The sequence below is a fragment of the Methylobacterium sp. WL12 genome (assembly GCF_008039475.1).
In the GTDB taxonomy this organism is placed as follows: domain Bacteria; phylum Pseudomonadota; class Alphaproteobacteria; order Rhizobiales; family Beijerinckiaceae; genus Methylobacterium; species Methylobacterium cerastii.
Genome location: NZ_VRUW01000124.1, coordinates 1 through 10,336, shown reverse-complemented (window position 1 = coordinate 10,336; position 10,336 = coordinate 1). Strand labels below are relative to the sequence as shown.

General features: G+C 72.5%; 14 protein-coding genes and 1 pseudogene. 8 read left to right on the top strand and 7 right to left on the bottom strand.

The genetic code is table 11. From position 1 onward, the window contains the following. The 6 genes and pseudogenes from FV226_RS28215 to cysC all read left to right on the top strand — a co-directional run. Positions 1-199, top strand: a pseudogene (locus FV226_RS28215) (RNA helicase); the annotation flags it as partial. Positions 200-359: 160 nt separating this feature from the next. Continuing rightward, positions 360-545 carry a DUF1508 domain-containing protein gene (locus tag FV226_RS25575; RefSeq protein ID WP_147754714.1) on the top strand — a complete coding sequence of 62 codons (186 nt, stop codon included), beginning with the start codon at positions 360-362 and terminating at the stop codon, positions 543-545. 115 nt (positions 546-660) lie between these two features. Next, on the top strand, positions 661-942 hold the full coding sequence (locus FV226_RS25570; RefSeq protein ID WP_147729335.1) for a hypothetical protein: 282 nt from the start codon (positions 661-663) through the stop codon (positions 940-942). A 161-nt stretch (positions 943-1,103) separates the two neighbouring features. Then, complete coding sequence (locus tag FV226_RS29030) at positions 1,104-1,232, top strand: hypothetical protein (RefSeq protein ID WP_281406057.1); 129 nt, start codon at positions 1,104-1,106, stop codon at positions 1,230-1,232. A gap of 66 nt (positions 1,233-1,298) precedes the next feature. After that, positions 1,299-1,724, top strand: a complete 426-nt coding sequence (locus FV226_RS25565; RefSeq protein ID WP_147765131.1) for an acyl-CoA thioesterase — start codon at positions 1,299-1,301, stop codon at positions 1,722-1,724. Between the two features lie 151 nt (positions 1,725-1,875). Next, positions 1,876-2,454, top strand: coding sequence for an adenylyl-sulfate kinase (gene cysC / locus FV226_RS25560; protein ID WP_246691737.1), 579 nt, complete (start codon positions 1,876-1,878; stop codon positions 2,452-2,454). An 18-nt stretch (positions 2,455-2,472) separates the two neighbouring features. On the opposite strand, the gene FV226_RS25555 is transcribed toward cysC, so the two are convergent. Both FV226_RS25555 and FV226_RS25550 read right to left on the bottom strand, forming a co-directional pair. Then, entirely contained in the window at positions 2,473-4,035 is a 1,563-nt protein-coding gene (locus FV226_RS25555; protein WP_147765130.1) for an ATP-binding protein, read from the bottom strand. Between the two features lie 116 nt (positions 4,036-4,151). Further along, positions 4,152-4,613 (bottom strand): GNAT family N-acetyltransferase, encoded by a 462-nt coding sequence (locus FV226_RS25550; RefSeq protein ID WP_147765129.1) that lies wholly within the window; start codon positions 4,611-4,613, stop codon positions 4,152-4,154. 63 nt (positions 4,614-4,676) lie between these two features. Between FV226_RS25550 and FV226_RS25545 the strand changes: the two genes are divergently transcribed. Further along, positions 4,677-5,705 (top strand): P1 family peptidase, encoded by a 1,029-nt coding sequence (locus tag FV226_RS25545; RefSeq protein WP_147765128.1) that lies wholly within the window; start codon positions 4,677-4,679, stop codon positions 5,703-5,705. A gap of 25 nt (positions 5,706-5,730) precedes the next feature. On the opposite strand, the gene FV226_RS25540 is transcribed toward FV226_RS25545, so the two are convergent. From FV226_RS25540 to FV226_RS25520, 5 genes are all read right to left on the bottom strand, one after another. Continuing rightward, positions 5,731-6,009: a hypothetical protein gene (locus FV226_RS25540; RefSeq protein WP_147765127.1), complete on the bottom strand. Its 279-nt coding sequence runs from the start codon at positions 6,007-6,009 to the stop codon at positions 5,731-5,733. Positions 6,010-6,022: 13 nt separating this feature from the next. Further along, positions 6,023-6,229: a hypothetical protein gene (locus FV226_RS25535; RefSeq protein ID WP_147752028.1), complete on the bottom strand. Its 207-nt coding sequence runs from the start codon at positions 6,227-6,229 to the stop codon at positions 6,023-6,025. Positions 6,230-6,334: 105 nt separating this feature from the next. Continuing rightward, positions 6,335-8,701 (bottom strand): PAS domain-containing hybrid sensor histidine kinase/response regulator, encoded by a 2,367-nt coding sequence (locus FV226_RS25530; protein ID WP_147765126.1) that lies wholly within the window; start codon positions 8,699-8,701, stop codon positions 6,335-6,337. A 48-nt stretch (positions 8,702-8,749) separates the two neighbouring features. Then, a complete protein-coding gene (gene rarD, locus FV226_RS25525) occupies positions 8,750-9,652 on the bottom strand; it encodes an EamA family transporter RarD (protein WP_147765132.1) in 903 nt (300 codons plus the stop codon). 112 nt (positions 9,653-9,764) lie between these two features. Then, entirely contained in the window at positions 9,765-10,037 is a 273-nt protein-coding gene (locus FV226_RS25520; protein WP_147752030.1) for a hypothetical protein, read from the bottom strand. 84 nt (positions 10,038-10,121) lie between these two features. Between FV226_RS25520 and FV226_RS28210 the strand changes: the two genes are divergently transcribed. After that, the gene (locus tag FV226_RS28210) at positions 10,122-10,295 is read left to right on the top strand and encodes an Rmf/CrpP family protein (RefSeq protein ID WP_187273697.1); all 174 of its coding nucleotides are present in this window, start codon (positions 10,122-10,124) and stop codon (positions 10,293-10,295) included. The last annotated feature ends 41 nt before the right edge of the window (positions 10,296-10,336 follow it).

The following is a 10,336-nucleotide window of genomic DNA, read 5'->3' as shown; positions in this document are numbered from 1 at the left end:
TCCCGACGGCGCCCGCCAACCCGACACCCGCAACGCCCGTCCGCAGGGCGAGCGCCCGAGCAACGGCCCGCGCCCCGAGCGCGCCGCCGGCGACCGTCCGCGCCAGCCCACCGGCAACCGCCCGCGCGGCGGCGGCGGTGGCAACGGCGGCAACGAGGGCCGCGCCATCGGCTGGCTCGACCGCAGCCCGCGCTCCTGAGGCGTCCCGCCTCATCGAGCAACTGAAGAAGGCCGCCCCGGACCTCCGGGGCGGCCTTCTTCGTCTCGGCGCCGGCACGCGTCGCCTCCGGCTGCACGGGAGCATTGCCGGGCACGGCGTCGCGCCCCATCTCGACGGCATCGAGATAGGAGCAGCCCCGATGCGATTCGAACTCTACCGCGATGCGCCGGGCCATTGGCGCTGGCGCCTGCGGGCCCAGAACGGCAACGTCGTCGCCGATTCGGGCGAGGGCTACGTCCGCCGTGAGGATTGCGAACACGGTATCGCGCTGGTGCGCCAGAGCGGCACCGTGCCGGTCGTCGACATGACGACGCAGATCGCCTGATCCCGGTGGAAACGCCGCGGCGGCGACGAAACGCTTTCCGCAGTTCGTGCGTTCTAGCGGCTCGGGCTCCATCCGCGCTCGTCCGTCTCCCGTCCTTGAAAGAGTTGAGATCGCCATGAGGAAATTCCTGCTGGCCGCCCTGCTGGTGCTGGGCTTCGCCGCCGCCGCCCCGCAGGGTGCATCCGCCGCCCCGGTCGGTCCCGGCCTTGCGCTCCAGACCGAGGCCGCCCCGGCCGTTGCCGAGAAGGCGCAATACTTCTACCGCCGCCGCTTCGGGCCGCGCCCGTTCTACCGTCGTCCGTATTACGGCCGCCGCTTCTACGGCCCGCGTCCGTTCTACCGCCGCCCGTATTACGGCCGCCGCTTCTACGGCCCGCGTCGTCGCTTCTTCTACTGATCGCAAGATCATTCCGTACCGAAGTCCAGAACCCGGCGGCCCACGGGGCCGCCGGGTTTTTTGTCGTCTGTGGAAGCGGGCTGCGTCGGCCGTCGATCTGGTGTAGGCTCGCCGCTTCGGGACGGCCGGCATCAGATCGGTCCGCCCGGGAGGAACGCCCCATGGACGATATCGCCACGCGCGAGGTGGTCGCGCGCGACCTCTGGCAATCGATTCCGCTGGAATGCGTCGTCTGCGCCGTCGCCGTCTTTCTGGCGGCCGGCCTGAAACTCGCCGGCCTGATGCCCTGACCCCTTTCGACGCCGCCGCGTTCGCGCATAATCGGCGCCGCGCCTAGCGCCAAGGACGAGGATCGCATGGACCGGGACAGCGCCGAGGAACCGAAGGGCGACCTGACGGTCCGCACCATCGCAATGCCGGCCGACACCAACGCCAACGGCGACATCTTCGGCGGCTGGGTGCTGTCGCAGATGGACCAGGCCGGCGGTATCGCCGGCGTCGACCGGGCCGAAGGCCGCGTCGTCACCGTCGCGCTCGACGCGATGACCTTCATCCGCCCGGTGCGGATCGGCGACGTGCTCTGCGTCTACACCCGCATCGGGCATGTCGGACGGACCTCGATGAAGATCGAGGTCGAGGCCTGGGCCCGGCGGTTCCGGACGCAGCTTCGCGAGAAGGTGACTTCGGCGACCTTCACTTTCGTGGCCATCGACGACGAGGGCCGGCCGAGGGCGATCCCCAAGGCCGCGCCCGCGCCTGAGGTGGTGCTCACGGACGCGTGATCGACGGGTTCCGTTACAGCCCGGTTCCGGCTAAGCATCAGCCGAGCGGATCCCGGAGGGGGCGGGAGGACGCGTGAGCAGGCTCAAGGAGCCCCCGCCGTTGCCCGATCCGTCGAAGCACGCCGCCGACCCCACCCGGCGATCCGATAACCTGACCTGGCAGACGCTCCAGCCCCGCGAGACGCGCTGGCGCAGCCTGAACCAGCGCCCGGCCATCGCCTGGTTCACCGGGCTGTCGGGCGCGGGCAAGTCGAGCATCGCCAACGCTGTCGATCGGGCGCTGACCGAGGCGGGCCGGCACAAGATGGTGCTCGACGGCGACAACCTGCGCCATGGTCTCAACCGCGACCTCGGATTCACCGCGTCGGACCGCGTCGAGAACATCCGGCGGGCGGCCGAGACCGCGCGGCTGATGGCCGAGGCGGGGCTGGTGGTGATCGTCTCGCTGATCTCGCCCATCCGCGCCGAGCGCGAGACGGCGCGGCAGATCGCCGGCGACATCCCGTTCCTGGAGGTCTTCATCGACACGTCGCTGGCGGTCTGCGAGGCCCGCGACCCGAAGGGGTTGTACGACCGGGCGCGTACCGGCGCGATCCCGAATTTCACCGGGATCTCCGCGCCTTACGAGGCGCCGCTCGCCCCCGACTTGACCCTGGCCACCGATGGCTTGAGCGTCGCGGCCTCGGCGGAGACCCTGATCGCGGAGCTGATGCGGCTCAGCGCCGCCTGACCTCCCGCGCGGGACGCCTCACTCCGCGGCGAACAATCCCCATCCGGCCCCCGCTTCGGATTGCTCCGGTGGCGCGGCCTCCGCCACGTCCGCCTTCGGGTCGCCCGGCGCCGTCTCGCAGCCGAGTGCCGGCAGGGCGACGATGCGGTTCTTCGAGAAATCCACGCGGCAGACGATGGCGTTGCGGCTCTCCATGTAGCCGAGCAGGCGCCGGGCGCGGCCGGGCGAGCGGCTGCCGATGGCCCGGGCCAGCGCCGCATCGCCCGGGCACGGCTCGCCCGCGAGCGCCGCCCGCGCCAGCAGCAGGAACAGGCCCTGGACCTCCTCCGGCATGCCGGCGGCGGCGTCCTGCGCCTGGGTCCAGCGCGCGTCTCCGTCCGTCGCGGCGGGCGCCGCCGCGTCGATCCCGGCCCGCGCCACGCTCAGAGACCGGCGGAACGCCTGGAGGCCGACGCGCTCGCCGTCGAGCCCGCGCATCCGGCAGCGGACAAGGAAGTCCTGGTAGACCACGGCGACGGATTGGCGCCCGGCCTCGGGCTCTGCGACGAGCCCGCGCAGGATCGCGTCGCAGCCGGCGCGGTTCTCGGCCTCGTCGAGGACGGGCGGGGCGGTCGCCGGCTCGGGCCGGTGGGCGGCCAGCTCGCGCATCAGGTCGGCGGGGCTGACGCGGGGCGTGGCCGGCGCGCGCGAGGCCCGCGTCGGGTAGGCGAAGCCGGCCTCGGCCGGCGCCAGGATCTGGGCGCGCAGGTCCGCATCCGCCGCCTGGGGCAGCGGGATCAGGGTCGGCGAGGCCGCCCGCGACGAGGTGGTTACCGGTCCGATCCGAAGCGCGAGCGGCCGGCGGCTGAGGGCAGGCCCGAGCGCCACGAACTCGCCCCGCGCCAGGTCGCGGAAGCGCTCGGCGCCGCGCCGGTCGAGGCCGAGGAGGTCGGCGGCGCGCGCCATGTCGATGTCGAGGAAGGTGCGGCCCATCAGGAAGTTGGTGGCCTCGGCCGCGACGTTCTTGGCGAGCTTGGCCAGGCGCTGCGTCGCGATGATGCCGGCCAAGCCCCGCTTGCGCCCGCGGCACATCAGGTTGGTCATCGCGCCGAGCGCGATCTTGCGCGCCTCGTCGGAGACGTCGCCGGCGGCCGCCGGCGCGAAGATCTGCGCCTCGTCGACGACGACGAGGCAGGGGTACCAATGCGCCCGCTCGGCCTCGAACAGCCCGCCGAGGAAGGCGGCGGCCGCGCGCATCTGCGCCTCCATGTCGAGGCTCTCGAGGTCGAGCACCACCGACACGCGGTGGGCGCGCACGCGGGCTGCGATCGCCTGCAAGTCGCCTTCGCCGTGGCTTCCGTCGACGACGAGGTGGCCGTGCGCCTCGGCGAGGGTGACGAAGTCGCCCTCGGGGTCGATCACCACCTGCTGCACATGGCCGGCGCTCTGCTCCAGCAGGCGGCGCAGCAGGTGCGACTTGCCCGAGCCGGAATTACCCTGGACCAGCAGGCGGGTGGCGAGGAGTTCCTCCAGGTCGAGGCGGGCCGGCTGGCCGATGCCCTGCCCGTCGAGCCCGAGCCCCATCTCGATGCCGAACGCCATCGCCGCTCCGGTTGCTCGCCACGGGAAATTCCGAAGGCCCCCACTAACACGCGAGCGCATCCCTGGATGCGGCGGAGACGCCGCGCATCCACAGGCGTGGGGTCGCGGCCACAGGGTCAGAGCGGCTTGCGGTAGACCAAGAAGCCCGACCGGTCGCCGACCTGATCGTAGAGCCGCATCGCCGTCGCGTTGGTCTCGTGGGTCTGCCAGTAGACCCGCGGCGAGCCGGCGCGGCGGGCGTCCGCGTAGACGGCCTCGATCAACGCACGTCCGACCCCGCTTCCGCGCGCCTCCTCCGTCGTGAACAGGTCCTGCAGGTAGCAGAACGGCGCGATGGCCGTGGTGGTGCGGTGATAGAGGTAGTGCGTCAGGCCGATCAGCCGTCCGGCGCGCTCGGCGACCAGGGCGTGCATCGGCTCGTCGGCGTCGAAGAATCTGTCCCAGTTGGCCTGCGTCACCGCGGGCGGGATCGCCGCCGGGCCGACGCGCTCGTAGAACAGGTTGTAGCCTTCCCAGAGCGGCAGCCACTGCGCGTGGTCGGCGCGGGCGACGGGGCGGATGACGAAATCCTGCGGCATGAGGCCGATCCTGCACCCGCCCGCCTCCCCGCTCAAGCCGTGCGGCGCCGCCGCGTTCGTGGCATGCTCAGGCCCATGCGCAACGCCATCACCGACATCGCCGGCATCCGGGTCGGGCACGCCGCGGACGCACGGATCGCCAGCGGCGTCACCGCGCTGATGTTCGACCGGCCGTTCACGGCGTCCGTGGACGTCCGCGGCGGCGGGCCGGGCACCCGCGAGACCGACCTTCTCGATCCCGAGCGCACCGTGGAGGGCGTCGACGCCGTTGTGCTGTCGGGTGGCTCGGCCTTCGGGCTCGACGCCGCCGCGGGCGTCGTCGCGCGGCTCGCCGAGACCGGGCGCGGCTTTCCCGTCGGCGGGATGCGGGTGCCGATCGTGCCGGGCGCGATCCTGTTCGACCTCCTCAACGGCGGCGACAAGGCGTGGGGGCGCTATCCGCCCTATCGCGAACTCGGCTACCTGGCGGCGCAAGCGGCCTCCGAGGACGTCGCGCTCGGCTCGGTCGGGGCCGGCACCGGCGCCCGCACGGCCAACCTGAAGGGCGGCCTCGGCTCGGCCTCGGCCGACATCCCCGGCACGGGCTTCCGGGTCGGCGCGCTGGCTGCGGTGAACGCCTTCGGCCGGGTGACGGTGGGTGACGGCCCGCATTTCTGGGCGGCGCCGTTCGAGCGGGGGGCCGAGTTCGGCGGCCTCGGCTGGCCCGCCGCGATGCCGGAGGGCGCCCTCGATTTCCCCGTCCGCACCCTTCCCGGCGCCGCGACGACGCTGGCGGTGGTCGCCACAAATGCGGCGCTGACCAAGGCGCAGTGCAAACGCCTCGCGGTGGCGGCGCAGGTCGGCCTCGCACGGGCGATCCACCCGGTGCACACGCCGCTCGATGGCGATGTCGTCTTTGCGGTCGCGACGGGGGCGGTGCCGCTCGCGGACCCGATCGGCGACCTCGCGCGGCTCGGCGACATGGCGGCACAGGTGCTGGCCCGCGCGATCGCGATCGGCGTGTTCTCAGCCGCCGGCCTCGACGGGATCGGGACGCCCGGCCTCCCTCCGGCTTGGCGGGACCGGTTCGACGCGGGCGGAACCCGAGGCTAGACGCCGGACAGGGCGAGCGCGAGCCTCAAACTTCGTCGCGCGCGTCCTGCAGCAGCTGGGCGAGTCCGGCATCGACCTCGGAGCCGAGCATGGCGCGCTCGGAGTCGGTGAGGTCGCGCGCCCATTTCGGGCCGGCGAACCCGGCGGCGCATTTTTCGCGCTCGCCCGCGATGTAGGCCTCGACCTCGTCGGGCCGGGTCCGCATCGCGTGGACCATCCCGAACCACGCCGCACGCTCGACCACCGCGAGGCGGGCGCGCAGCCGGATCATCACGGCCCGTTCGGGATCGACGGCGTCGCTCATCTGCGTCCGACTCCTAGCGCCGCGGCTCGCACCGCGTCTTCACATAGCTGTCCTTGGCGTTGCCGAGGCCGGCGTTGGCAGCCAGCACAGGGCCCTGGATCAGGCATTCCTGCAGGGTGTGGGCCGGGCCGGTCACCACGTCGAGGGCGTTCTCCCGACTGCAATCCTGGACCTGGACCGACGAGGCGCAGATCAGGGCGACGACGACGATGGCGTTCATGGCGCGCTCCTCGGCCACGCCTTCCGGAGCGCGTGCCGGGAATGCAAGGGGCGGGACCGGAGGAAGGTTCCCGCCGGGCTACCTGCGCCGATGGTCGCGCGCCCTTTACCCTTCCCGCGCGGCGAGCGCGTCGAGCAGCCCCTGCATGCCCTGCGGCACCGGCGCCGAGGCCTCGCGGGCGTAGAGCACGCGCAGCTGGCGCCCGATCTCGGCGAGGCTCAAGGAGCCCTTCTCGATCACCCGGTCGGCCTGGGCCTGGAGGCTCTGGCGTTCGGCGTCGGTGATCTCCTTGGCGGTGAGCACCACCACCGGCACGTCGCCGTCCGGCCGCGCCCGCAGCGCCCGGAGGAACCCGAACCCGTCCATCTCCGGCATCATCAGGTCGAGGAGGATCAGGTTCGGGCGCTGCGCCTCGAAATGCTCCAACGCCACCCGGCCGTTCTCGGCCTCGTCGACGCCCCAGCCGTCGCGGACCAGGGTCCGGCGCAGGCGCTCGCGGGCGTCGGCGTCGTCGTCGACGACGAGGACCCGTGCCTCGACGCCCTCCGGCCGGTAGCGGTCCATCAGGCCCTTCAGCCGATCCCAGTCGATCGGCTTGACGAAGTAGTCGGTGGCGCCGAGCGCCTGGCCGAGGCCCTGCTCGGCCACCACCGAGGTCATGATCACGGGGATGCCGGCGAGCTCGGGATCGTTGCGGACGGCGTGAAGCACCGCCCAGCCGTCCATGCGCGGCATCTCGACGTCGAGCAGGATCGCCCGCGGCTTCAGGGCCCGCGCCAGGGTCAGCCCGGCGCGCCCGTCGCTGGCGGTACGCACGCGAAAGCCCTCGCGTTCGAGGAAGCGCTGCAGCAGCTCGCGGGCCGCCGGGTCGTCGTCCACGAGCAGCACCGCGTCGTGCTCCTCGTGCGTGGACACCGGGGGGGGGATCGCGAGCTCGGCGGCGACCTGCGCCTCGTCCTCCACCGCGAGCGTCGCCGGCAGCCGCAGCGAGAAGGTCGAGCCCTCCCCCGGCACGCTGGTCACGCCGATGTCGCCGCCCATGGTGCGGCAGAAGGCGCGTGTGATGGCCAGCCCGAGGCCGGTGCCGCCGAACTGGCGCGTGGTCGACTCGTCGGCCTGGGCGAAGCGCTCGAACAGGCGCCCGATCTGCTCCTCGGTGAGCCCGATCCCGGTGTCGGTCACCGAGAATCCGAACCAGTCGGCTCCGGCCTCGCGATGGCGTGCGACCGTGAGGGTGATCGTGCCGCCCTCGGTGAACTTCGCCGCGTTGCCGATCAGGTTGAGCAGGCACTGGCGGATCTTGGTCTGGTCCTGGTGCATCGTGCCGAGGTCGTCGGCGAGATCGAGGACGAAGCGGTTGCCCTTCTTCTCGACGAGCGAGCCGGTGGCGTCGGAGACGTCCGAGATCAGGTCGGCGACCGCGAAGGTTTCGCCCGAGGCGGTCATGCGCCCGGCCTCGATCTTCGAGATGTCGAGCACGTCGTTGATGAGCGAGAGCAGGTGGCGGGCCGCCGCCTCGATCTTGCGCAGGTCGGGCAGGAGGGCGGCCTGGCCGATATCCTCGAGCTCTTCGCCGAGCATCTCCGAGTAGCCGATCACCGCCGAGAGCGGGGTGCGCAGCTCGTGGCTCATGTTGGCGATGAACTGGCTCTTGGCGAGGTTGGCGGCCTCCGCCGCCTGGCGCGCCCGCTCGACCTCGGCCTCCGCTTCCTTCCGCTCGGTGACGTCGGCGTTGGAGCCGACCCATTCGCGCAACGCGCCGTCGGCGGCCAGCACCGGCACGCCGCGCACCTCCATGTCGCGCCACTGCCCGTCGTGCCGGCGCAGACGATACTCGACGGCGTAGGGCGTGCGCGCCTCGATGCAGCCCGCCCAGACCTCGGCGGCATGCGCCCGGTCGTCGGGGTGGACCGCGTCGATCCAGCCCCAGCCCTGGAACGCCTCTTCGGACTGGCCGGTATAGGCGCTCCAGCGCGGCTGCGGCGGTAGCAGGGCGCCGGCGGCGTCGGTGTTCCAGATGACGGCGGTGGAGGCGTCGACCAGCGCCCGGAACCGCTCCTCGGATTGCAGCAGCCGGTCCTCGGCCTCCTGCTTGTGGGTGATGTCTGTGTTGGTGCCGTACCAGCGCAGGATGCGGCCGTCCGCGTCCCGGTGCGGCATCGCCTGCGACAGGAACCAGCGGAAGCTCCCGTCCCGGCCGCGCAGGGGGAAGGTGTCCTCCCATGCCGCGCCCGCGGTGATCGCGGTGCGGAAGCGTTCGGTCACCGCCTCGACGTGGTCGGGATGGTGGACCGCACGCCAGCCCCAGCCGCGCATCGTCTCGAGGGTCGTGCCGGTGTAGTCGTACCAGCGCCGGTTATACCAGACGATGTCGCCCGTGGCGGTGGCGATCCAGGCGAGCTGCGGCAGCGCCTCGGCGAGGTTCTCGTAGTCGGCCTGGGTGACCGTGGCGGGCTCGGCGGGATCACGCATCGCAACACTCGGACTGGCTTCCCGTGGCAAAGGCCGGGCGCGGCCGCGTTATACACGCATCGCGCGCGGGGTCGGCGCGGCGGTTTCGCCGGGTGCGCGCTCCCGGGCCGCCCGCCCGGCGCGGAGCAGGTCGAAGGCGTAGAGCGCCAGCGCCAGCCAGATCAGCCCGAACATCGGGATCGCGTGCGGTGCCACGTGCTCGCCGTAGGCGAGGACGCTCAAGGCCAGCAGGCAGGTCGGCGCGATGTACTGCATCAGGCCGAGGGTCGCGAGGCGCAGGCGCTCGGCGGCGGCCGCGAACCAGATCAGCGGCAGCGCCGTCGTCACCCCGGTCAGCGCCAGCAGCGCGAAGTCCCGCGGGTCGGACGGCAGCACGGGCTCGGGCGAGGACAGCGCCCAGGCGAGCGCCGCCGGCGTCAGGATCAGGGTCTCGGCCAGGAACCCCACCGCCGGGTCGACGCCCACCACCTTCCGCACCAGCCCGTAGAGGGCGAAGCTGATCGCGAGTTCGAGCGCCACCAGGGGCAGCGTGCCGGCGAGCACCACGGCGATGCCGACTCCGGCCGCGGCGACGCCCACGGCGACCAGTTGCAGCGGGCGCAGCCGCTCGCGCAGGACGAGCGCGCCGAGCGCCACGCTGACCAGCGGGTTGATGTAGTAGCCGAGGCTTGCATCGAGCAGGTGGCCGCTGTTCACCGCTTGCAGGTAGAGGAGCCAGTTCACGCCGATCAGCCCGGCCGAGGCGAAGAGCAGCGCGTGCCGCGGCCGCAGCGGGAAGGGCGTGCGTACCCGGTTGCGCCACAGCAGCACCAGCAGGATCGCGAACAGGCACGACCACAGGATGCGAACCGACAGGATGTGGCTCGGAGAGAAGCCCGAGAGCAGACGGAAATGGACCGGGACGACGAGGCCCCAGCTCAGATAGGCGCCGAGCGCGTAGACGAGGCCCACGGTGTCCGTCCCGATCGCGTCCGCCGGCATCCGCTGCGGACCTGCCCCGGAGCCTTACCCTGTGCCGGCGGCGGGCGTCACGTCCGGCGGCGCAGGCCAGCCATCCGCGCCGTCAGCGCTTCGAGGGCAGGATCGGGTCGCCGCGCATCAGGGCGTTCAGGCGCTCGGTGTCGAACCCGTTCGGGATCTTCGCCGGCGCGGGCTTCACGGCCGCGACGGGTTTGGGCTGCACCGGGATCGATCCGGTCGCCGAGGGTTCGGGCAGGACGATGCGGGCGACCGGGCTCGGCGCCGTGTGGGCCAGCCGGTCGGCGCAGACGAACCCGATCACGAGGATCGAGGCGCCGGCCGAGACGCCGGCGGCGAGGAGACGCAGGATACGCAAGCGACGGGTTCCGACAACGCGAACGACGACGGAGCCGAGGATGGCCCAAGGCCGTTAACGAAGGGACACTCGACAGGAGATCGCATGAAACCCGAAGCGAACGCCCAGGCCACCGCCAGCGACAGCCCGTTCATCCAGGGCCGCAACGCCCGCCTCTACGGCAAGCCGATCGACGACTGCCCCTACGCCGAGGGCTCGGAGGAACGCACCGCCTGGCTGCAGGCCTACGAGGAAGCCACCGTCACGGACGCCGGTTGACCAAGAGGCTTGCGAAGGGGCTTGCCGGGGGGGCTTACGAA